Origin of the sequence: Streptomyces sp. FIT100 (genome assembly GCF_024584805.1) — a bacterium.
In the GTDB taxonomy this organism is placed as follows: domain Bacteria; phylum Actinomycetota; class Actinomycetes; order Streptomycetales; family Streptomycetaceae; genus Streptomyces.
On record NZ_CP075715.1, the window covers coordinates 6,675,722 to 6,697,862 of the forward strand.

Consider the following 22,141-nt stretch of genomic DNA (forward strand, 5'->3'; position numbering starts at 1 on the left):
CACGCATACCACGGGTACGGGTTAGCGGTCACATGGCGGGCATTTCCTGGCGGCACCATCACTCGGTCCTCGTGGCATGTACGGATGCGGATGGTTCTGAATCGATATGGAGCACGACCGCAGTCCACGAGAAACCCGCGCCCATCCCCAGAAGCAGTCCGTACTGTCCCGGCCTGACTCGCCCCTGAGCAAGGAGCGCGCCCAGGCCGTGTAGTTGATCCGCCCCGCCTGCGTGACCCAAGGACCGTCCCGCCCACCATGTCGTACGCTCGGTGAGGATGCCCGACGGCTCGCAGAGCACAGCGCGAACCATCCGCTCACCGAGGTAGGGCACGGCCACCCAGGACAAAAGCCCTGCATCGATGTCTGCGTCGGCCAGCGCAGCGGCAACAGCCCGGCGCGTGTGCGCGGCCAGCAGCAGCCCGACGGCAGTAAGATCTACCCGCAGCCCCAACTGGCGCTTCGCCGCCAAGCCATCGATACGCCCTTCGTGCGCTTCCAGGACCGCGAGGCGGGTGCACTCCTCCAGCTCCGCGGCCGTCGAGTAACCCATCCCCGCCAACCGGGCAAACCCGCCACTGCGCGAGAGAAGCGCGCTCGCGCCCGCATCGCCCAGGACCATCCCAGTCACGGTCTTCCATCGGTCGAAACCCGGCCGAGCGAACCGCTCACCGACCGTCACCAGAGCCGTGTTTCGCCCGCTGCGTGCAGCCAGGTGATCGGCCGCCACCACCAGCGCGCTCATCCCGGAGTCGCTCCCGCGCCGCACCTCAAGGACCGCCGCCGGGTGCGCGCCCAGGAGCCGCTGCACTGCGCTCACCGGGGTGAGGTGATCCTGATCGTGCGAGCAGGCGTGCACCAGCAGATCGACCTCCCGCGGCCCGCACCCCGCCTGCTCAAGGGCATGCCGCCCTGCTGTCGCCGCCAACCTCCAGCCCGGTACGTCGGCCACGGCGACCGCGCTGAAGCCCGCGGCATGAGCTCCCGAACCGGCACGCACCTCGACGGCGTCCGGCACATGTAAGCCCACCCCTGCAAGGAACACCCCAGGCCAGCCACCCACGAGCCACACTCCGCACTGCGTCGCCGCCGAATCCGGACCTTCCCCGGCCCACAGCGAAGCCAATCCATTCAAGAATACGGCCGGTCGGGCAGAATGAGCTCTGAGAGGGCGGTTCGTGAGTCTTTAGAAGGTTCTGCCATCGCCTGATGGTGTGGGTGCAGGCGGAATCTGCCGGCCCCGCCCTCGATCACGAACTGCTGCCGAAGAACGCTGCCGAAGAAACATCGAAGGCACCCGCGCCAAGCTGAAACGCCTGGTCAAGCTCGATCTCCTGACTGAGGTCGACGCCGGCAGCTTCACCAGGCGGAAGCAGTAACCGGCCGGCGGCCGTGGTTGGTGGCGGGTGATTATTCATCAATGCACAAGCGTTCAACACGTTCACGCCTTTGCCGACACGTGGTTGTCCCCTTTGAGGGGCAACTCTGGTGAACTGCATGGAGGGCCCCGGGGTGCCGACCGGGCCCTCTCCTTGGCGCGGTTGCCAAAGAGCTTCATTGTGGCAGCCCCAGTTCAGGAACAGGGAGAGCCGAGGAAGGGCGCTCGCGGAGCAGGCGGCGTGGTTGCCTCCCAGCAACGTGCCCACCTGTGACTTGTCCAGGCGGCATGCCCGCTCCTGCACCCGCAGCGGTGTTGTGCCCCCCCATTAGCTCGCCCATGTACCCGTAGGTGGAGGACGCGGAGCTCGGAGCGATCTCCTGGATCGACAGCCTTTCCAAGGAAAGAGTCGAGATGGTCGACAACTATCCCTCACTCCAGCCCTTGCCCTTTTACTGCCCGGTACCTGAAATCCCTCCCCCATCCAGCAACGCAATCGACGCCCGTTCCGTGCAATGGATGCTCGATCTCGGGATGTGCGAGAGGACCTCCCCGATGACACGGAACAACGTCGGCTCCTACGCCGCCCTGATGTATCCGTTCACCCTCAACAAGGAATGCCTCCAGATCGCAACAGACCTCCTGTACTTCGGCTTCGCCTACGACGACACGCAAATTGCCAACCCGGAACTGTGCACCACGGCAACCTTGGCCCCCGCGATCGGGAAACTTCTCGCCGTTCTGGATGCGCCTGAGGCACCCACGACTGACCCCTACGAGAGAGGCTTGCTCGACATCATCACCCGGCTACAAGCGGCAGCTGGCTTGAACATGGCCCTTCAGGTCGCCGACGACATGCGCAAATACCTGCTGTGCTCCCTGTGGCAGCACAGCCTCTGGGAACGAGGGTTGACCCCCGCCCTCAGCGACTACATGAGCATGCGCATCCGCGACACAGGCGGAACCTGGGTTGCCACCCTCACCGCAGCATGCGGTGGCTACGATCTGCCGGCCTCGATCCAGCAGCACCCACGGGCACGCGCCGCAGCACAAGCCGTCATCCTCACAGCCACTCTCGACAACGACATCTTCTCGTTCCACCGTGAAGACGCCGAGGGCCAGAAGAACGCCGTGCACATCCTGCTCCCCGACTGTGACAACGACCTCGCCCGCGCCCTTGCAGCCTCCGTCACCCTGCGCAACCGCCTCATGCTGCTCTACACGCGGCTGCGCGACGAACCTGAAGACACTGAAACACGGCCCGTTCTGTACCGCTACATCCATGACCTCGGACACATCGTGCGCGGCAACCTCCAGTGGCACCAGTCCGTGACCCACCGATACGACACCGGCAAGCCACCCCTCTGCTCCCCGGTCTGGACCGACGACGGTTCCGACATCGACGCCTCCCCACTCCCTCTGACCTCCATCGCCTGGTGGTGGGACCTCCTATGCGATGCGGCATGAGCACAACCACATCGCTGAACAGCTCTTGGGGCGCCTGCTGAGGCCGGAGGAGGAAATTCATCACGTCGACGGCCGCAGGGATCACAACGTAACCGAAGGGCCCTTCTTGATGGATGAGCGGGGGAGGCTTCGGTCGGGAATCCTTGTGGTCCGGTCCTCGTCCCAGCCGCGAGGCCAAGAAGTCGGCCCGAAGCTGGACTACGCACTCGAAATACTTGAGCTCTACGTGTCCCACCTGGGGGTCGACCGGACGAGGCGACTGCGCCCTCGCAGACGATGCTGAGAGGGCGCGCACGGCCGACCCGGCTGACTAGGCAGTCGGTTGGGTCCACGCGCCAATGACAAAGCTTTCGGGGCGCGGAACCTGAAGCGCTACGCGCTCATCAGCTCGGAACGTGATCAGGCCTTCTCGAAGTTGTCCGCGTTCTCTGAGCTGACGGTGACGCTGACGTTCTCCCTGTCGTGGAGCTGGGCGCCGAGCCCGAAGGCACCGACCAGGAAGTTGTCATCCGCCATCGCCGTGGTTTCGACGACGTTCAGGCGCCAGACCTGCTTCTTCGCGCCGACGGCGATCTGCAAGGCGACACGGAACGCTCCGGTCTTATCCTCTTCGACCTTGACGTGCTCCCACATTGTCGGCGACAGGACGATGCCGGTCGGGTCGTACTCGGCCAGCGCCTCCGTGATCGAGCGGCGGATCTGGACGCTGTACTGGTCGGTGGCGAGACCGGTGTACTGCTGAACGCCGGGGTGTTGAAGATGCCGGTGAGGCTCTGGCCGTCGCCGACGGAGTGCAGGAGGTCCCAGCCTTCTTGGTACTTCACGCCTTCGATCATGCGGGTGTTGATGAAGGTCTTCAGGCGCGTCCGACAGGATGACATCCACACCGACCGGCAATCCGACAAGCAGATACGGGACTTCTGGACCCCGCCCGATTGAAGGCAGCCGCCCGGCACCCGCTCGAGGCGCCGGGCGCGAAGCTGTACCGCGCCCGCCGTACCGTCACCAGCCCAGCCCAGCCCAGCCCAGCCCAGGAGCAGGGTCTGACGGCTGGGGGAAGCGGTCCAGTATTCGCGAGGCCCGGCCGGTGTGCCGGGCCTTTGCGCTGGTCGGGTCCGGGGATCAGACGTCGACGCACCGGTCCGGCGGCCCGTACGCCGGCCAGGCCGGCCCGGACACACCCGAACGCCGCCTTGTGACGGCGTGTTGAGCCAGGCGCCGTACGATCCGGCCGCCGCCTCTCGGGCTGGGGCGTTGCCTGCCCGACCAGCCGGCACACCGTTGGGGTCCACCGAGGCCCGGAGAACACCTTGCGCCGCTGGTCAGTGATGGCTCGGACATGGACGACGTGTGCGAATGGCACCGGAGTAACTGGGGTGTCTACGACAGCAAGATCGCCACCGCGGACGGAGTCGACTGGATCAACGACCTGAGGCTGGGGATGACGAGGGCCGACGTCGACTCAGGCCCCAGCACCGGGCTGCGTTTCGAGCCCCACCCGCTCCCCTTCGATGGTGCTCGGCGACCTCGTTGTCCTTCCTCTCGTCACCTCTCCAATGGGTCCAGCGGCAGTTCCAGCCGAAGCTCATAGCCTCCGGCTGCGGTCGGACCCGAGGTGACAGCGCCGCCAAGCAGTTCGGCGCGCTGGCGGATACCGACCAGGCCGTAGCCCCCGCCCGGGAGGGGGAGTCCGGGCCGCGTCGGCGGGCAGTTGGTCACCGTGACGTGGACTGCGCTGCCAACACCGCGGACACGGACTGTTGCTGTCGCACCGGGTGCGTGCTTGCGTACGTTGGTGAGCGCCTCCTGGACCGTGCGGTAGACGGCGCGGTGGACCGTCGGCGGCAGATCCTCCGGCGGATCGGCCACCCCGTCCGGGGGATGGTCCGGCTGCCCGTCGGCCCGTGCGGCGGCCGCCCGCGCCCCGGTCCACAGATCCGTGTGCAGTTCGGCCTCGATACCGCTGTCCTTCACCAGCTGCCGCAAGTCGCCCACCGATGGTTGTGCGGTCAACTCCATCGGACGGTCACCCGAGCCACGAAGCACGTTGACCATCTGCCGGAGCTCCTCGAGCGTCTGGGTGCTCAGCCGCCGGATCGTGGCGGCCGTCTCCTGATCCCCAGGGTCCCGGGTGCGTCCCACCCGGCTTCGTCGACGGACTGGTGACCACCGTCATGGAGGGCATCGCGCCGAAGGGGCAGGGATCGGTCAGCCCGTAACACGGGCAGGATCACCGGCTCCGTCCCGTACGGCGGGCAGGTCCGGCACAGGGCGTTCGCTTCCGTGCCCGTCGACGACCTCGGCCTCCTGGGCCGGGTTGCCGCTCCAGTGCGCACGGGCGGGTACCTTCTCGCCCTTCATCAGGAAGGAATCGGCGGCGAGTTGAGCCCGGTCGCCCACGACGGTCCCGTAGTGGACGAACGCGCCGACGCCGAGGGTCACGCCCGAGCGGATGGTGATCCGGTCGGACTTGAAGGCGCCGTCCTCCTGCGAGTGGCACTGGACGACCGTCCCGGCGTTGAGGGTGCAGCCGTCGCCGATACTGACGAGGGTCCGCTCGATCAGCGAACAGCCGTCGTCGAAGACCCGGCGGCCGATCCTGACGCCCAGCAGCCGCCAGAGCAGGGCCTTGAACGGGGTGCCGTTGAAGACCTGCATGTACCGGTGCGTCGTCAGCTTCCCAAAGCGCTCGTGCCGCCAGAACGACGGGTCGTAGATCGAGCAGTACAGCGGCTTCAGCGGCTGCCGGGCGGTGATGACCCGCTCCACCAGGGCGAAGAAGCCGACGGTGAACGACAGGCTGACCAGGCCGGCCACGGCGAACACCACCGCACCGAAGCGGTGGTAGAGGTCCACCGCGGCCGTCGCGACGAGCGCGAGCACAAAGAAGTGGAACCAGTGCATCAGCAGGAATAGGCAGGCCGTCAGCGCGTTGTGCCGGTTCTTGGCCGCGAGCCGGCGGCGCAGCTCGTCACCGGTGGCCAGGTGGTCGAACCGGCTGTCGCGGAGCACGGTCCGCGGTATCTCGAAGCTGGGCGACCCCAGCAGGCCGACGCCCTCGCGGACGGGCCCGTCGACGGGGACCATGACCTTCGTCGCGAGCAGGCAGTTGTCGCCGATCCGGGCGCGTGCGGGATAGGCGATGTTGTTCCCGAGGAAGCTGTTCGTCCCGATCTCGGCCCGGGAGTAGCGGAAGGACGTGCTGGAGAAGTCGGCGTTGATGACGGACAGGCCGTCGGCCACCATCGTGCCGGCGCCCACATGGCTCAGGTACGGGGTGTCGTGTTTGACCAGCGAGCCGAAGTTCGACCCCGTCTGCTGCACCCGGCGCAGGTCGTATCCGACCGACCGCAGGTAGTGCACGATCGCTGAGCTGTCGCCGAACAGCAGGACGAGGAACCTGATGTTGGTCATCCTCATGACCGCCCGCTGGATGCTGTGGTGGAAGCCGTACAGGCGGTAGACCCTGCCCGGCTTGATCACCAAGGTGAGCAGGCGAGGCACCGTGCTCACGACCACGAGGAGCGCGAGCAGGCCCCCGAGGAACGCCACCAGGGAAGCGATCAGCGCCTCGACGAAGAACTCCCAGCTCGTGAAGGCCAGCGGTCCGGCAGTCACCACCGCGTTCAGCTGCGGCACGACGGTCAGCACCATGGTGACGCCGGCCAGCGTCAGCGGGAGGTACACCAGCAGCACGGCCAGCAGTTCCCACAGACCGTAGAAGAACCGCCGCACGGTGCCGCACGGCACGGGCTCGACGGCCCGGAAATCGGTGCTCGCCGGCCGAGCCGGCGTCCCGTGCCAGGACTCACCGGGGGGCACCGACTGCCCGGAATGCAGCGAGGATGCGTGCCCCAGCTGGGCACCGTCGCCCATTGACGTCCCGATGTCGACGACCGTCTGCTCGCAGACCGTCACGTCGGCGCCGAGCGTGACCGGGCCCATCTCGATCCAGCCGTCATGCGCCCGGTAGCCGGACATGAACACGTCCTTGCGGACGACCGTGCCCTCGCCGATGGAGTTCAGATCGGCGCAGACCGGGACGTTGCGCGTAAGGATCGTGACCCCTCTGCCGATGCGCGCGCCGAGGGCCCTCAGATACACCACGTACAGCGGTGATCCCATGAAAAGGCGCACCGGACTGATGCGTATGCAGGTCTTGACGCACCAGAAGCGCAGATACCCGAGGCCCCACACGGGGACCCGGCGGGCGGTGAAGCGGCCGATGAGTATCCACTTGGCCACGACGGGCAGCGCACAGAGCACCAGGAACACCGCCGCCCCGAAGAGAACGGCCCGCAGATACACGCCGGCCGTCCCGGAGGCGGCCTCGATCCACTCGTAGCCACGGATGGCGGCCACCGCACCGGCGCAGGAGAAGCCGAGGAACACCAGCAACTGCATCGCGCCGCACAGCACGTGGTGCCAGGCACCGATCGGCGCTGTTTCCGATTCACAGGCCGCAGCGTCTCCCTGGGCCGGGACCGTCGGGGATGTGTTCGCCGTCTCCCTCGAAGGGGTGTCGGTGAGAGAGGCCGCCAGGCTCTGGATCATGGAGTGACGGTAGATGTCCTTCATCGACACCGCCGGCAGATCGTCCCGCTTCCGCACCCGCGCACAGAACTGCGCCATCACCAGGGAATCCGCACCCAGATCCGTGAAGAAGTGACCATCGACCGGCACCCGCTCCACACGCAGGACGCCTGCCAGCACCTCCGCCAGCTGCGCCTCGATACCGGCCGTTGCCGAATTGGAGTCGCTGGTGTCCTCAACACTGTCGTCGATCATGCTGAGCTCCCTCTCCGGGACATCCCGGCTTCCACCGGATTACGCAGCCCGCGTTCGTACCGAAAGCGACAGTCAGGGGCAGAAACTCATCGGCCACGAACGGCCACAGAAATCGAAATAGCGCGCCGGACGCCGCCCCCTCCAGTAGGCACGAAAGGGCAGATTTTGTTCTGCCGTTGCAATTCCTCGCTTAATTCAAGGACGCTGTTCCGTTGGTCACGAGAACCCAGCCTGAACGGCGTCGATCACCGAGAGCTACGCCAGCCTGAAGCGTATTTCAGCTTCAATCTACCGCCATAAGACAGAGGCATTCTCTGCCGAATGGCGGGGACTTCCCCCGCCGATCGGCGGGGCCTATTCGAATTAGCCGAAAAAGGCTTGTCGGAAATCCCTGATCGCGCGTCCGTCGCCCACGTCGAACACAAAGAGGAACGGGACGCCGGGCACCTGACGCCCGCGCATGCCTCAGCAGCAGAGGGGCACTGGGAGACCGCTTGCTCCGTCATCCAGACGCGGCCGACCCGGCTCAGCCCCGAGAGAAGACCAGACCGTGAGTCGGCACGGCGCTCAGGCCGTATCAGGCACCGGAAGCTCAAGGCGGAGTTCGTAGCCGCCGTCGGCCGTCGGGCCGTGGGTCACGCTGCCACCGAGGAGCGCAGCGCGCTGGTGCAGGCTGACCAGTCCGTACTGCGAGCCGGGGAGTGACAGCGCGGGTCGGCTCGGTGCGCTGTTGGTGACAGTGACGCGCACAAGGCCCCTCTCGTGACTGAGGAGGACCCTGGCGCTGGCGCCCGGGGCGTGCTTACGCGCATTGGTCAGGGCTTCCTGAACCGTGCGATAGATGGCGCGCTCCACCGGCGGCGGCAGCCCCTCGGGCAGGTCCGACCTGAACTCCATGTCGATACCGCTGGTTCTGACGAGCTGCTCGACATCGCTGAGCGACGGCTGGGGGGTCAGTTCCGTGCGGTGCCCGCCGGAGGCGCGCAGGACGCTGACCATATGACGAAGCTCGTCCAGGGTCCGGACGCTCAACTGGCGAATCGTCGTCGCCTCGTCCTTCCCGACAGCGTCGTTCGTACCGACCTGGAGGGCACCGGCGCGTACCGCGATCAGGCTCACCTTGTGCGAGACGACGTCGTGCATCTCTCGGGCGAGCTGCGCCCGTTCCTTTGCCAGCGCGGCCTCGGCGGTCAGCAGCGCCTCGTGGTCACGTGCCTTCGAGATCTCCACCAGACGCATGGACAGATCCTGCCGGGTCTGTACGAGCTGCCCAAGGAAGACGGCAGCAGCAGCCGAGGCCGCCGTGTAGCCGAGCGTGATCAGCGTCTCGCCCCCAGCCAGCACGACAGTCGGCGACGGCAGGGAGGTCATGTCGCAGATCGTGAAAGCCAGAGCGCAACAAACCAGAAGGAGACGCCGACGGCTCCGGGAGCCGAGCGTGTACAGAGCGGCCAGCCCGGCGAAGATCGCGTCCGACAGCAGGACCGCCGGCAGGGTGAGGACAAAGGTGAGGAGCGGGTGGTGCCGGCGTAGCAGCAGGGCGAAGGCCCCGCCCAGGCCAAAGGCCGTGCGGAGCACTTCCGCACCGTCCCAATGCACCCAGACGTCCACAAGCGCGAGGGCGACAAGGGCGGCGTCCACGACCAGCGGGGGCGGGCGGCGGGCAGTCATGCCGGCCCCGTCCCGCCGACCCCCGCGGCATTTCGGGAGCCCGAACGGACCAAGGCGTCACCATCGGCCACCAGGACCCGCATCACGCGTGCTCCACTCGCTGTCGGGTACCCACTGTTCGATTCGTACCACGCAATGCGGCGGCCCGCAGCAGCTCACCGCCAGGATCCCTGACCTGCGGCGCACCGCACCCGGCGCACCGCACCAGCCTCTGCGCCATACAGAGGTCTCGCCAGGTGCCACGAGTGCTCCGCATCGTTCTCGCGCCGTTGGACCGCGCGACCAGAGGCGACTAACGCTGCTCGCGCAACCGTGCGCCCAGAGCGATGCCCAGCCTTATGGCGGCCGGGGCAGATGTGGCCCTGATCCCGGATGACCAGCGCCCCGACACCGGCGACTGCGGCGGTGACCGGCCGGCGCGCGGACTCTGTCGACATAGATAGACGTACGCGGCGGGCGCGAAGAAGGAGCGGTGCTGATCCCCGCAGGGCGGACTTCTCCCTGAGCAGCGCGGACCTCAGGGGGTTCCCTGAGGCGGACCAGGGGCCGTTCCCCCGCGCCCTCGTCCCTGAGAACGATATGCGCCAGCACTCTCCTACAGGGTGACCGCTATACACCGTTTCGAAGGTTTTGCCGCTCCGTCTGGCCTGTATAGTCGTAGACAGCTAATCGTGAGCGGCTAATGCTCCCCCCGCGCACTCGCACGGGGTCAACACGGCTTGCTCTGCACCGTCACGGCACTGGAGGGAAGCCCTGCTGCGGCAGGGCCTTCCCGGGCCCGTCAACAGGAAGAAGTACATGCACATGAAGACCAGCCGTCCCGCCCGCCGCGGACTGCTTCTTGCGACACCTGTCGCCGTCGCCCTCGCCGTAACAGGGTGCAGCTCGTCCGGCGGCACTGACCCCGATACGACGCAGAAGACGACCTCAGCCGCCCGTGCCGACGGCACGCTGTCCGCCCCCGACGAGACGTCGATTCGCCGACTCTTCGACCAGATGAACAAGGCGTGGGAGAGGGGGGATGCCAAGGCATACGCGGCAACGCACACCGCGGACGCCGACCTCGTCGACTTCCGCGGCACCCACGCCGTCGGCCGAGAGGGGATCATGGATCTCCTCCAACCCGCCTTCGACGGGCCGCTGAAGGGAACCCGAGTCGAAGCGACGATCAAGGACCTCCGCCTCCTGTCGCCCACCGTGGCGGTCATGCACACCGAGGGGAAGATCGTCCCCACCGGCGGCGAGTCCCTTCAGACCTTCGTCGTGGAGAAGGAAGCCGGAGGGTGGAAGTTCGCCGCCTTCCAGAACACACGGATCCAGGGTCAGCCGTAGCGCGGGATGCACCTCCGTTGCGGCAGGCCAGGCCCCTCCCTGCCTCCAGGGCGTTATGGATAGCCTGTGGTCGTTCGTGGCTGTTCGAGAGTGGGGTGTCGTCGATGGCGAAGCGGCGCAAGGTGAGCAACATGCTGGCTCTGCCCGTCCTGGCGTTCCTGATCGAGCGCCCGATGCATCCCTATGAGCTGGTCTCGCTGCTCAAGTCCCGCCGCAAGGACCGCAGCATCAAGATCAACTACAGCTCGCTCTACACGGTCGTGGCCAACCTGGAGAAGCACGGGTTCATCGAGGCCCTCGCGACTCACCGCGAGGGCCGCCGCCCCGAGCGCACGGTCTACCGCATCACCGAGTCCGGTCGGGAGGAGCTCACGGACTGGATGCGCGAGCTGGTCAGCTCCCCGGAGAAGGAGTACTCCAAGTTCGAGGGGGCACTGTCACTGCTCGTGGTCCTCCCGCCGAATGAGGTGATCGGACTTCTCCACGAGCGGATGCGCACTCTGGAATCCCAAGCAGCTGCCCAAAAGGCCGAGTTGGAATACGAGAGCAAGCTCCCTCGCCTGTTCCACATCGAGTCCGAGTACGCCTTGGCCCTCACCCAGCTCGACCTGGAGTGGACACGCTCCCTGCTCGAGGAGTTGGAGACGGAATCCCTGCCGGGTATGGCACCGTGGCGCACACTCCACCAGACCGGTGGGATGCCCGAGGAATGGTCGGGTCTGAACCCGGAGCAATCAGAGACCGAAGAAACCAACAGCTGAGGGCGACCCCGCATCCACGACTTGCGTCACTCGCACGCGTCCTGGCTCATAGCCGCCAAGGTTCCGCTGCCCGCGATCCAGGCCCGTCCAGGTCACGAGTCGATCACCACAACAGTTGATCGGTACGGCCACCTTCTCGCCGCCTTGGATGACGAGATCATTGCGGCAGTCGAGTGGGGCATGAACCCGGCGCTGTCGTTCCCTGAGACGCGTATGCGCATTGGCTCTCCTCGGCTATGCCAGAGAGGGCCGACACACGAGACGCCCGCAAATCGGCCCGTGGCCGTACATGGGCACGAAAATACCCTCCGGAACCGCGTTTCCGCAGAGTGAAGGGGTCGGTTGAGTCAGGTCGGTTGAGTCGGCGGGCTCAGGGCCCCCGCGTTCCCTCACGCGTTGTATCGCACTGCCAGGTGTACTTCACTTCACGCCGAAGGCCCGCGGTCGACCGACGGCAGGGCGTCTGCCATGGCGGCGCACTGCCGGAGTAGAGCGGTCGCGCCGGCAAGCACGTACAGCTCGGCGATCATACGTGTGATCCGGTTGTGTGCTCCCAGGTCCATGTCTCTGCCCCGCGGAGAACTCCCGCCCGCCACCACGGCTTGGGTTGGTGCGGTGACGCAGCCCAGGGCGCGTGCGACTGCGCGCAGATGCTCACTCGCCTGAACGGCCGTCAGCGATGCGCCGACCGCAACCACGCCGACGGGTTTGCCGCGCAGCGCCTCCGTGTGCAGATGGTCGAGACAGTTCTTGATCAGGCCCGAGTAGCTACCGTGGTAGCAAGGCGTGACCCAGACCATGCCGTCCGCCTGCTCTGCCTGGGTCCGCAGGTCGTCCAGGGCGGACGAGCCGCCGGGGTCGGTGTGCAGCAGCGGCAGCGTACTTTCGGCGAGGTCACGCAGGACGGTCGTGCTGCCGGTCCTGGCTGTCTCACGGCAGACGACTTCCGCGACGGAACGGGCGCGGGAGAAAGGGGCGGCAGCCCCGGCCAGGACAAGAATGCGGCAGGGGCCGGCGAGGATCACGAGGCCGTCTCGCCCGGCGAGCAGACATCCCCGAAGTCCGTTCTCGGGGCGCTTGCCTGCAGCTGCATCGGGTCCATGGCCCGCTGCACGGTCTCCAGGAGCGGGGCCGTGTCGTACCCCGTGTACTGGGCAGCGGCCAAGCGTACGGGGTCGCCCGAGTGGTAGCGCTCGTACTGCAACTGGCGTTGGCCGAAGGCGCTGCCGGTGGCATCCCAGGCGAGTTTGAGGAGGCGGACGCGCTTCTCGGCGGGAACTCCGTCGGCGCCCCGGAAGTAGCGTTCGATTCCGGGCCACAGCTCACTGCGCAGATCCTCTTCGGCAGGAGTGCTCAGCAGGCTGCCACCGCCCAGGAGCTGGATCACCTCGATCATCCGGCTGGTCATCCTGGGAAAGTGGTAACGCAGAGCCAGCACCGGGGCGATGGCCGGGGTGAGGGTGCCCCACTCGCTGATCTTGGCGTCGGCCTCGGCGGCCATGGCGCCTGCCCGGGCCAGCTCCAGGGAGCCCAAGATCTCGCCGAGCATCTCCTTGACGTGCAGAAAGGTGTCGGTGCCGGACATCTCGGCCAGCGCAACGGCGATCCCGGTGAGAAGTTCGGCCTTGACCGCGCCTCGGATGACGCCGTGCTGACCGGTATGGTGCCGGGCGGTCGTCGCGTCGTACAGGCGGTTGGCGGCATCAACGTCCCCGTGGAAGAACACCCTGTCCCGGGGGACGAGCACGTCGTCGAATACGCAGGTGGCGTCGATCTCCTCGTACGGCGCGAGGGGCGTGCTGAGCAACCGGGAGGGGTCGGCCACCAGGGGCTCGCGGCAGACGATCCGCAGCCCCGGCGTGGCCACCGGGATCGCGAAGGCGACCGTGTACGCCTCGTCGCCGGGCCGGTAGCCGGGCAGCGGAAAGACGACGATCTCGTCGGCAACGGGCACCAGGGTGCCGATGAGCTTGGCGCCGCGCACGGTGACACCCTCGCTCGTCTCGCGGACAATCCTCAGGTGGACGTCGGGATCGTCCTGCTCGTGGGAGGAACGGGCGCGGCTGAGCGGCGGGTTGATCGTGGCGTGCGACAGGAACGGGTCGCCGGCCAGACAGGCGGCGTGATAGGCGGTGGCGTTGCGGCCGAAGCGCGGGTCGGCTTTGTCGAAGAACGGAGCGGCCGAGGCGAAGGCGGTGACTGCAGTGTTCACGAAGTCGGGCGACCTGCCGACCAGTCCGAAGGTGGCTTCGGCGGTAGCCCGGAACGCCGCTCCGCGCCGTTGCAAGGCCCGGGTGCCGCGTGGTGCGGCCAGCGACCGGGGGTGGCGCTCGTCGCCGTCCTGGAAGGTGAGCACATCGCGCAGCTCCGGGTCGTGCTGCAGGTCGTACAGGCGGGCGACGGTGTGTGCGGCTGCGGCCAGGGCGGGTTCGGCAAGCACGTCATCGACGCGCCGTCCGGCGAGCCAGACCTCGCGTCCGTCGCGCAGGCCGGCCAGATACTCGGCTCCGGTACGGATGGTCATGCCTGTCCTCCTGTCGTGATCTGGCCGGTTCCGCTCGCGGGGACCGGGCCGGCGTCCACAGGGGCCGGAGGATGGACCGGATGGCGGGCATGGCGCAGCAGGTCCTCGCCGTTCCGGCACAGAGTGTCCGGCGAGATGCCGTGATCACGCAGCCACTGGTCGTCGTATGTCTCGTACAGGTAATTGGTGCCGGTGTCGGGGGCGATGGCCAGGACCGGACCGCCCGGGTTCGCGGCGGCGTAACCGAGCGCCGAGAAGACCGCCGCGCCGCCGGACTCGCCGAGCAGGAGGCCCTCCTCAGCCGCCAGCACCCGGCACGCTGACAGAGCCTCGGTGTCGGTGACCCGGTGCAGGGCGTCGATGGGCCCGGGGTGGAGGTTGCCCGGGCGCCAGCTCAGGCCGATGCCGCGCAGCCGGTATGGCTTGGAGGGGTAGCCGAAGGCGGCGGAGCCGACCGCGTCGACGGCCTGGACATGCAGGGCGGGGAAGCGTTCCTTCAACGCGCTGCCCAGACCGCTGAGGTGGCCACCGGTACTGACCGTGGCGACCAGCGCGGAGAGTCGGTCGAAGTCCTTGACGATCTCCTGGGCGATGTGCAGCCGGTACGCCTCCGGATTGCGGGGGTTGTCGTACTGGTTCAGGGTGTGCGCGCCCGGGATCTCCTGGACCAGCCGATGGACCCGATGGAGGCGGGCGGTCTGGTAGCTGCCATTCGCGTCGGGCTTGATCACCATGTCGAGTTCGGCGCCGAGACTGGTTGCGTAGGCGAGGACGGAGCGGGGTGTCTTGGGGTCGACGACAAGGATCACCCGGTAGCCCTTGATGGCCCCGATCAGAGCCAGGGACTTGCCGAGATTGCCGGAGGTCGATTCCACAAGCGTCGCTCCCGGCCTCAGCAGGCCCGCTTGCTCAGCCTGTTCGACCATGTGCAGGGCAGCGCGGTCCTTGATGCTGCCGGATGGATTCGCGCCCTCCAGCTTCACGTAGATCCGGTCCTGCGGGTGGGGCAGGAGCTTGCGCAGCCGCACGACGGGGGTCATGCCGAGGGTCTCCAGCAGGTTCTCGTGAATCACGGTCTCTCCATGCGTCGGGCGCGGCCGGTCAGCGGATGACGATGAGTTCCCGGGGCAGTGCGGTGAGCAGACGGTTGCCGTCCGGGCCGACGACGAACGGGTCCTCCACGTGCACGCAGCCGAATCCGAACTCGTAGTACGGCGTCTCGATGTTGACCACGGTGCCCGTCTGCAGAGCGTCGGTGCTGTCCGGGCGGATCAGTACGGGGTCATAGATCTCGACGCCGATGCCGTGGCCGACGTGGTTGCGCTGGTAGTGCGGGATCCCCGCTTCCCGGACCGCGTCGACGGTGAGCGCGAAGAGTTCCTGTCCGGTCATGCCGGGACGGGCCTGGTCCAGTGCGGCCTGCTCGCCGGCCAGTACGGCGTCGTACAGGCGGGCCAGCCGCGGGGCGGGGTCGCCGAGGGTGGCCACCCGGGCAATGTCGCACCAGTAGCCGTCGACGACGGCCCCGACGTCGAACCACACGGCCTGACCCAGCCGTAGTGCCGTTGTCGTGGGCTGACGCTGGCCGGCTACCGCGTTTGCGCCGATCCGGATCAGGGTGAAACGAGGGGTGCCCCCTTGGGCTGCGACAGAGCGGTTGAACTCGCGGACCAGTTCGCGTTCGGTGACGCCCTCGCGCATGACAGCGACTGCGGCGCGGATCGCGTTCTCCGCGACGCCCGCGGCAGCCGCCACGAGTTCCGTCTCCCGCTCGGTCTTCACCTGGCGGACGTGCCGCAGGTGCCCAGCGCCTGGCACAAGCTGCCAGCCGGACAGCCGTTTGCCGAGTTCGTCGAGGAAATCAGCCGGCACCCCGTCCTCGTCGACAGCGACCCGGCCACCGCCGGGGCAGGCCTGTCCGACAGCGTGGGCCAGGGCGGGCAGGGCGGTGTCGAAGCGCCGGTCGTCCGAGACGTCCCGCAGGAGGGAGTCCTCGTGGTCCAGCGCCACTCCCTCGGGCAGTTCCCGGTAGAAGGGGCCGTAGGCGATCGCCTCGACGATGTGCTCGTCGGCGTCGAGGAACTGGTCGACCTCACAGCGCCCGCAGATGAAGAAGGCGCCCGCCCGGGTGTCCTGGGACAACACGGCGAAGGCCCGGCCCGTGTGCGGGAACATATCCAGGTGCACACTGCTGACGCCGGTCAGATACGTCAGGTTCTCCGCGGTGGTGCTTACCACCGCGTCCAAGCCGAACTCGCTCATTCGCCGCTGTAGGCGGTCGTGGTTGACACGCATTGGATCGGTTCACCTCAACACTCTGGATAAAGACTCATCGGCGCGATGGATTCGATACGAGCGATTGCCGGAAAGTGGGTGTCCGCGATGCTCGGCACGATCTGACGCAGGTCTGCACAACGGAAGCGATCCCTCAGGAGAAATCTCTCATCTCGCATCAGCATCGCGGCAGCCCGCCAATTCGGTCTTGCACAAACGCGACTCCCATGGCCGGCCCGGCTCATCGAGCCGCGATAACACGCCATATCGAGACGACCGAACTGGAACAGTATGTGACATATTTACCGTGTCCAAGGTCACGGTTTCAGCCTGTCAAGTAGGGGGCCGACGACGCCATGAGCACCATTTGGCGAAATCCACACCTCGATCAAAAGAGGCGAAAAGCTTTCCGCCTGAGCGGTCGATGCACCTAGCATGAATTGTGCTCCAGTCATTCCTCATTTTGGAGGAAAGGCATGCCCAAGAGTCGGCCGCCGGCGACCAACACAAGGGAGGTGGTCTGGAAATCCTCCGAACTCGAGCCCCCTGGTCACATCCTCGGATACCGGGGTTTCCACGCGGGAGCAGGGCGGGCAGGAAGACATCTTGTGACGCCTGACGGAATGGTCAGGCTTATGTTCGGCTTCAGCGGCCCTCTGCGTGTCACCAACGTGCTGGACCCGGCGCGCTCGGTCGCAGCCGCCTCCATGGCCATCGGCGTCCACGCCACCGCGACCCTGAGTGAGTACACCGGGCCCGTGCACGGCGTCACCGTGGTTCTGACACCGCTCGCCGCATACCGACTGGCCACGGTTCCGATGGCGAGTTTCGCGTGCCGCACCGTGGATCTGGCCGAACTCCTGGGAGCGCGGCTGCGGACCTTCGTCCGCAGGCTGGCCGAATGCCCCGACTGGCACTCGCGCTTCGCCATGCTCGACCGGCTGCTCGCCGTTCGGCTGTTCAGCGGCCCGGCCTTGTCGCCTCAGATCGACTGGGCGTGGCGAACCCTGCTCCGTACCGCGGGACGATATCCGGTCCGTCAACTGGCCGACGAGGCCGGCTGGAGCCACCGCCAGTTGGAACGCCGGTTCCTTCAACAAGTGGGCCTGCCACCGAAGTCGCTGGCCCAGGTGATCCGTCTGCAGGCAGCGCTGCGCCATCACAGGCTCGGACTGACCTGGGCGGACGCGGCCGGGGCAGCCGGCTACCACGACCAGGCGCACTTCACCCGCAGCTTCAAGGCCCTGATCGGCTGCACCCCCGGACGGTTCTCCGCCATCACGGCTGAAGCCAAGGAGCACGGCCCACTCGACGCCCCTCCCGACGACGCCGTTCCCGCATCGCTGTACGCCACAACCGGACCGTTCCAAACAAGAAGGGCAGGAGACACATGTGCGGCATCACCGGGTGGGTAGCCTTCGACCGCGACCTGCGCACCGAGTTGCCCACCATGGACGCCATGACGGAGACGATGGCCTGCCGCGGGCCTGACGGCCGAGGCACCCATGTCGACGAGCACGTCGCCCTGGGACACCGCCGACTGGCCGTCATCGACCTGCCCGGTGGCGGACAACCGATGAGCGTGCCCACCCCCCACGGCACCGTCAGCATCGTGTACGCCGGGGAAACGTACAACTTCCCCGAGCTGCGCACCGAACTCGCGACCCGCGGGCACTCCTTCACCACCCGCTCCGACACCGAGGTGGTGCTGCGCGGATATCTGGAGTGGGGTGAGGCCGTCGCCGAGCGCCTCAACGGCATGTACGCCTTCGCCGTCTGGGACGCCCGCGAGGACAAGCTGGTGATGATCCGCGACCGGGCGGGCATCAAGCCCTTCTACTACTACCCCACACCCGATGGGGTGCTGTTCGGCTCGGAGCCCAAGGCCATCCTCGCCAACCCGATCGCCGAACCCGTCGTGACCGCCGACGGATTCCGTGAGCTGTTCGCGTTCATCAAGACCCCTGGCCACGCGGTGTGGGACGGCATGCGCGAAATCGAGCCGGGTACCGTGGTCGCGGTCGGCCCCACCGGCATCCGCACCATGCGCTACTGGAGCCTGGAGACCAGGGAACATACCGACGACCGGGACACCTCAGTGGCACGGGTGCGTGAGCTCCTGCACGACACCATGCGACGCCAGCTCGTCTGCGACGTTCCCAGCTGCACCCTGCTCTCCGGCGGGCTGGACTCCTCGTCCATGACCGCGATCGCCGCGGCACGGCTCGCGGGGCGGGGAGAGACGTTACGCAGCTTCGCGGTGGACTTCGTCGGACTGACCGAGAACTTCGTCGCCGACGAACTGCGTCCGGACCCGGACACCCCTTTTGTGCACGACGTTGCCATGAAGTCCGGCACCTTGCACCAGGACATCGTGCTCAGCTCGGCCGAGATGACCGATCCCGAAGTCCGCCGCAAGGTGATCCGCGCCCGCGACCTCCCCTCGGGGCTCGGCGACCTCGACGCCTCGTTGTTTCTGCTCTTCAAGGCGATCCGCGAACACGCGACCATGGCGCTGTCCGGAGAGTCCGCCGACGAACTGTTCGGCGGCTACCGGCAGTTCTTCGCTCCCGAGGCACGGGAGAGCACCACCTTCCCGTGGTTGGCCGGCCACCAGCAGTTCTTCGGTCAGGGCCGCAGGGGCCAGGACGGCGGCTCATCTGCGCCTGCCCGGCAAGACCTGTTGACCGACCAGCTGAGCGCGGCGCTCGACCTCGACCACTACGTCCTGGACTCGTACCACGACGCTGTCTCCGGCATCGAGCGCCTCGACGGGGAGAGCGAGCTGGAGTGGCGGATGCGCAAGATCAGCCATCTGCACCTCACCCGGTTCGTGCGTATCTGGCTCGACCGGAAGGACCGGATGAGCATGGCCTCCGGCCTGGAGGTGCGGGTGCCCTTCTCCGACCATCGACTGGTGGAATACGTGTACAACACACCCTGGGTGCTGAAGTCCTTCGACGGGAAGGAGAAGTCACTGCTTCGTGCCGCGGCCGCCGATGTCCTGCCCCGCTCCGTGGTGGAACGCCGCAAGGCCCCCTACCCCTCCACACAAGACCCCATGTATGCCGCCGCTCTGCGTGAGCAGTGCAGGGATCTGCTGGCCGCACCGGGCCACTCGGTGTTCGACCTGATCGACAAGGCAAAGCTTCGCCAGGCGGTGGCGAACGAGACCTCGCAGATCGACCAGGCATCCCGGCGCGATCTGGAACGGACACTGGATCTGGCCGTGTGGATGGACATGTACGCCCCGACCATCAAGCTGCCCTGACCCCTCCGCCCAGCAACAGACGTGAGAGGCCGGACGCCCACCGGTTCAGACCCCTGTGCCAGGTCATCGAGTCGATCAACGAGACGTTCAAGGGACAGCTCGACCTCGACCTCCAGTCCCCCCCTCCCCTCCCCGGAGCGCGACGTTGGCACCTTCAGGTCAGCAACACACGTCACAGTCCACCGGAGCGGCACCTGCCGTTCCACCACCCGCGCCCGCTCGGGGATGGCTCGCGGTGATCGCCGTCGCCCTCGGCGTCTTCACCGTGACCGCGACCGAGACGATGCCCATCGGGCTGCTGCCCGACATGGCAACCGATCTGAAGGTCTCGGAAGGCACGGTCGGATTGACGGTCACCCTCTATGGCCTGTTCGCCGGCTTACTCGCTCCCGTCCTCACCGCAGCCAGCCGCGGCCTCGACCGCAGGCACCTCCTGCTCGTCATCCTGACGGTGTTCGTCCTGGGCAACGTCCTCACCGCGATGGCAGTGAGCCACGTGTGGCTGATGGTCGTCAGGCTGCTGATCGGATTCATCCACGGAGTGCTGTGGGCCATCGTCGCAAGCATCGCCGTAGGGCTGGTTCCACCTGCTCTCTCCGTGCGGGCCACGGCCGTCGTGTTCTCCGGCATATCCCTGGCAACCGTCGTCGGAGTCCCCCTCGGCACCATCGTCGGCCAGTGGCTGGACTGGCGCGCCGCCTTCTGGGCCCTGGCCGCGTGCAGCGCCGTCGCCCTCACCGCCACCGCCGTACTGATGCCCTCGATGCCGCCGCACGGCGGCGTCCACCTCTCCGAACTGCCCCGTTTGCTGAAGGCGGGCAACTTGCGCACAGCGGTGAGCGTGACCGCCATCGTCGTGATCGGCCACTACGCCGCTTACACCTACATCACCCCCTTTCTCCTGCGAGACGTCGGCGTGCCATCGAACCGGATCGGGGTACTGCTGCTCTGCTTCGGCGCCGCCGGCGTGGTGGGCAACTTCATCGCGGGAGCAGTCATCGGACGCGGCCCGGCACTGCGCTCCGTCGTCCTCGCTTTCGTTGCCGGCACCGGAGGTTCGATGGCCCTGCTGCTCGCGGTCGGGGACTGGAAGCCCGCGGCGATCGTGCTCCTTCTCAGTTGGGGACTCACCTACTCGGCATTGCCGGTCGCCTTGCAGACCCTGGTCCTCCGCAGCGTGCCGCATGCGCGAGAAGCGGCGACCTCTCTCTACGTCCTTTCCTTCAACGTTTCGATCTCCCTTGGGGCGCTCTGCGGCTCGCTCGCCCTGGACCGCTCCGGCCCGTCGCTGGTGATGATCACAGGCATGGTGTTCTGTGCCGCCGCCCTCGTCGTCGCCACCTTTCTGCGCCCGGAGCCGACGGCGCCATGACGCACGTACAGCCGACACCGTGCGCGGGGCGGCAGCCACAGGCGCTCGTCTGCTGTGTGGATGGACCGCGGGCAGCGGTGGCGACAGGAGCGCCGCCTGCGCCGAGACGGCGTGGGCAGGGGGAGACGACGGGCGAGGACCGTTGGCCGCGGGCATGGTGGGGGTGCACGTTCTACCTCTCCTCCCGGGTGGGTTGTCCGTCGGCGCGCAACCGCCACAGTGGTGGTACGGAACGCGTAGGAGCGGTGTTCTCCAGATGGCTGCGAAGGGCCCTCAGCTCGCTCTTGGAGAGGCCCAGCTCCTCGGAGAACCGGCGGGTGGTGACGTACTCGATGCCGGCGGCCGCAGTGTGCTGCTCCCATTCGAGGAACTGCCGGTAGGAGGAGGCGGCGTCCGGTGCACCGCCCTCTTGCTGCGTACTGCTGAGCGCCGCACGCTGCTGACGCGCTCGCTCGCGCTCGCGGGCGACTTCGGAGAAACCGCACACCGACCGGCTGACTTCTTCTGCTTCTGCCAGATCGGCGGTGCCGTCGAGCGCCTGGGCCAGCCGGTTGATTTCCAGCACGCGGGCCAAGGAGAGCCTGTAGACGTGTGCGCTGGCGGGGCCGAGCACGACCGGGTCCGGCGCGTCGCGGGTACCGCAGACCCCTTGCACTCCGCGGGCCGCGGCCACCAGGAGGGCGCTCGCCTCGGAGGGGTGCCAGTCGAAGACGTCGCTGACGCAGTCGGTGTGTGCGGCGGTGAGCGTGAACTCCGGGGCTTGCAGGCGGGGCAGCAGGACGGCTTCGGGCACTTCGGAGTCGAGTCCGGGGCCGGCGAGGTGAACCGCGGCCGGTATGCCGGTGCGCAGGCACGCCGCCACGACGAGCGCATCGCCCAGGGGGCTGCGCAGGGTGGGTTCGCGGCCGTCGGCCGCCACGTCCCCGCCGACGTCGACGATGTCGATGCGGTCGGCCCCGCAGTATTCAGCGGCTTGGGCGATCTGGACGGCCAGGCCGACCGCGCCCTCGTACGGGTCGATGAGGCCGAGTGCGGGCCGCAGGTCGGCAGCGAGCCGAGGCAGCAGCGAGCCCGCGGGAGGGATGGGCGCCGACCAGGGCGTGATCACGTGTACCTGGTCACCGATGCGTTCGGTGCCGGTGAAATCCGCGCGGCGCCTGGGTCCGGGTACCGGATCGACCACCAGGCGTTCCCAGGCATAGGTCAGGATCAGGGCGGGAGCGTCATCACCGTGCAAAGCCGTGTGGACCATCGCGGTGGTGATCGCGTCCCCGCCGCCTCCGGCAGCAATGAGAAGTTTCAC

Annotated in this window: 17 protein-coding genes and 1 pseudogene; 7 read left to right on the plus strand and 11 right to left on the minus strand. The window is 67.5% G+C overall.

The window, feature by feature from the left end:
• Positions 1–58: 58 nt before the first annotated feature.
• Both KK483_RS29855 and KK483_RS29860 read right to left on the minus strand, forming a co-directional pair.
• Entirely contained in the window at positions 59–1,018 is a 960-nt protein-coding gene (locus KK483_RS29855; RefSeq protein WP_262008323.1) for a ketoacyl-ACP synthase III family protein, read from the minus strand.
• A gap of 232 nt (positions 1,019–1,250) precedes the next feature.
• The gene (locus tag KK483_RS29860) at positions 1,251–1,499 is read right to left on the minus strand and encodes a hypothetical protein (RefSeq protein WP_262008324.1); all 249 of its coding nucleotides are present in this window, start codon (positions 1,497–1,499) and stop codon (positions 1,251–1,253) included.
• A 230-nt stretch (positions 1,500–1,729) separates the two neighbouring features.
• Here KK483_RS29860 and KK483_RS29865 point away from each other — a divergent pair, with 230 nt between their 5' ends.
• Positions 1,730–2,845 carry a terpene synthase family protein gene (locus tag KK483_RS29865; protein WP_262008325.1) on the plus strand — a complete coding sequence of 372 codons (1,116 nt, stop codon included), beginning with the start codon at positions 1,730–1,732 and terminating at the stop codon, positions 2,843–2,845.
• 399 nt (positions 2,846–3,244) lie between these two features.
• Here KK483_RS29865 and KK483_RS29870 read toward each other — a convergent pair whose 3' ends face one another.
• The 4 genes and pseudogenes from KK483_RS29870 to KK483_RS29885 all read right to left on the minus strand — a co-directional run bounded on the left by KK483_RS29870 (position 3,245) and on the right by KK483_RS29885 (position 9,304).
• On the minus strand, positions 3,245–3,730 hold the full coding sequence (locus KK483_RS29870; protein ID WP_262008326.1) for a phage major capsid protein: 486 nt from the start codon (positions 3,728–3,730) through the stop codon (positions 3,245–3,247).
• 660 nt (positions 3,731–4,390) lie between these two features.
• Positions 4,391–4,975: pseudogene (locus KK483_RS29875) on the minus strand (sensor histidine kinase); the annotation flags it as partial.
• 78 nt (positions 4,976–5,053) lie between these two features.
• Positions 5,054–7,633 carry a Pls/PosA family non-ribosomal peptide synthetase gene (locus KK483_RS29880; RefSeq protein ID WP_262008327.1) on the minus strand — a complete coding sequence of 860 codons (2,580 nt, stop codon included), beginning with the start codon at positions 7,631–7,633 and terminating at the stop codon, positions 5,054–5,056.
• 567 nt (positions 7,634–8,200) lie between these two features.
• On the minus strand, positions 8,201–9,304 hold the full coding sequence (locus KK483_RS29885; RefSeq protein WP_262008328.1) for a sensor histidine kinase: 1,104 nt from the start codon (positions 9,302–9,304) through the stop codon (positions 8,201–8,203).
• A gap of 804 nt (positions 9,305–10,108) precedes the next feature.
• Here KK483_RS29885 and KK483_RS29890 point away from each other — a divergent pair.
• From KK483_RS29890 to KK483_RS29900, 3 genes are all read left to right on the plus strand, one after another.
• Positions 10,109–10,636 carry an SgcJ/EcaC family oxidoreductase gene (locus tag KK483_RS29890; RefSeq protein WP_262008329.1) on the plus strand — a complete coding sequence of 176 codons (528 nt, stop codon included), beginning with the start codon at positions 10,109–10,111 and terminating at the stop codon, positions 10,634–10,636.
• Between the two features lie 104 nt (positions 10,637–10,740).
• Positions 10,741–11,397 (plus strand): PadR family transcriptional regulator, encoded by a 657-nt coding sequence (locus KK483_RS29895; protein ID WP_262008330.1) that lies wholly within the window; start codon positions 10,741–10,743, stop codon positions 11,395–11,397.
• A 12-nt stretch (positions 11,398–11,409) separates the two neighbouring features.
• Entirely contained in the window at positions 11,410–11,730 is a 321-nt protein-coding gene (locus KK483_RS29900) for a tyrosine-type recombinase/integrase (protein ID WP_262009738.1), read from the plus strand.
• A 92-nt stretch (positions 11,731–11,822) separates the two neighbouring features.
• Here the strand turns inward: KK483_RS29900 and KK483_RS29905 are convergent, their stop codons facing one another.
• The 4 genes from KK483_RS29905 to KK483_RS29920 are packed head-to-tail and all read right to left on the minus strand — an operon-like array spanning position 11,823 to position 16,216.
• Positions 11,823–12,422, minus strand: a complete 600-nt coding sequence (locus KK483_RS29905; RefSeq protein ID WP_262008331.1) for an NADPH-dependent FMN reductase — start codon at positions 12,420–12,422, stop codon at positions 11,823–11,825.
• Positions 12,419–13,921, minus strand: coding sequence for a 4-hydroxyphenylacetate 3-hydroxylase family protein (locus KK483_RS29910; protein WP_262008332.1), 1,503 nt, complete (start codon positions 13,919–13,921; stop codon positions 12,419–12,421). The genes KK483_RS29905 and KK483_RS29910 overlap by 4 nt, the downstream gene beginning before the upstream one ends.
• Positions 13,918–14,994 carry a PLP-dependent cysteine synthase family protein gene (locus KK483_RS29915; protein WP_262008333.1) on the minus strand — a complete coding sequence of 359 codons (1,077 nt, stop codon included), beginning with the start codon at positions 14,992–14,994 and terminating at the stop codon, positions 13,918–13,920. The genes KK483_RS29910 and KK483_RS29915 overlap by 4 nt, the downstream gene beginning before the upstream one ends.
• A 28-nt stretch (positions 14,995–15,022) precedes the next feature.
• Positions 15,023–16,216 carry a Xaa-Pro peptidase family protein gene (locus KK483_RS29920; RefSeq protein WP_262008334.1) on the minus strand — a complete coding sequence of 398 codons (1,194 nt, stop codon included), beginning with the start codon at positions 16,214–16,216 and terminating at the stop codon, positions 15,023–15,025.
• A gap of 455 nt (positions 16,217–16,671) precedes the next feature.
• Here KK483_RS29920 and KK483_RS29925 point away from each other — a divergent pair, with 455 nt between their 5' ends.
• The 3 genes from KK483_RS29925 to KK483_RS29935 all read left to right on the plus strand — a co-directional run bounded on the left by KK483_RS29925 (position 16,672) and on the right by KK483_RS29935 (position 20,838).
• Entirely contained in the window at positions 16,672–17,610 is a 939-nt protein-coding gene (locus KK483_RS29925; RefSeq protein WP_262008335.1) for an AraC family transcriptional regulator, read from the plus strand.
• Positions 17,586–19,466 carry an asparagine synthase (glutamine-hydrolyzing) gene (gene asnB, locus KK483_RS29930; RefSeq protein ID WP_262008336.1) on the plus strand — a complete coding sequence of 627 codons (1,881 nt, stop codon included), beginning with the start codon at positions 17,586–17,588 and terminating at the stop codon, positions 19,464–19,466. Before KK483_RS29925 ends, asnB begins: the two co-directional genes overlap by 25 nt.
• A 235-nt stretch (positions 19,467–19,701) precedes the next feature.
• The gene (locus tag KK483_RS29935) at positions 19,702–20,838 is read left to right on the plus strand and encodes an MFS transporter (RefSeq protein WP_262008337.1); all 1,137 of its coding nucleotides are present in this window, start codon (positions 19,702–19,704) and stop codon (positions 20,836–20,838) included.
• Between the two features lie 172 nt (positions 20,839–21,010).
• On the opposite strand, the gene KK483_RS29940 is transcribed toward KK483_RS29935, so the two are convergent.
• On the minus strand, positions 21,011–22,141 hold the full coding sequence (locus KK483_RS29940; RefSeq protein ID WP_262008338.1) for a DUF1152 domain-containing protein: 1,131 nt from the start codon (positions 22,139–22,141) through the stop codon (positions 21,011–21,013).

Excerpts from the sequence above, each read along its gene's own strand:
- KK483_RS29895 (WP_262008330.1), top strand. The coding sequence starts at position 10,741 with ATGGCGAAGCGGCGCAAGGTGAGCAACATGCTGGCTCTGCCCGTCCTG.
- asnB (WP_262008336.1), top strand. The coding sequence starts at position 17,586 with ATGTGCGGCATCACCGGGTGGGTAGCCTTCGACCGCGACCTGCGCACC.
- KK483_RS29910 (WP_262008332.1), bottom strand. The coding sequence starts at position 13,921 with ATGACCATCCGTACCGGAGCCGAGTATCTGGCCGGCCTGCGCGACGGA.
- KK483_RS29920 (WP_262008334.1), bottom strand. The coding sequence starts at position 16,216 with ATGCGTGTCAACCACGACCGCCTACAGCGGCGAATGAGCGAGTTCGGC.
- KK483_RS29925 (WP_262008335.1), top strand. The coding sequence starts at position 16,672 with ATGCCCAAGAGTCGGCCGCCGGCGACCAACACAAGGGAGGTGGTCTGG.
- KK483_RS29890 (WP_262008329.1), top strand. The coding sequence starts at position 10,109 with ATGAAGACCAGCCGTCCCGCCCGCCGCGGACTGCTTCTTGCGACACCT.
- KK483_RS29880 (WP_262008327.1), bottom strand. The coding sequence starts at position 7,633 with ATGATCGACGACAGTGTTGAGGACACCAGCGACTCCAATTCGGCAACG.
- KK483_RS29860 (WP_262008324.1), bottom strand. The coding sequence starts at position 1,499 with ATGCAGTTCACCAGAGTTGCCCCTCAAAGGGGACAACCACGTGTCGGC.
- KK483_RS29885 (WP_262008328.1), bottom strand. The coding sequence starts at position 9,304 with ATGACTGCCCGCCGCCCGCCCCCGCTGGTCGTGGACGCCGCCCTTGTC.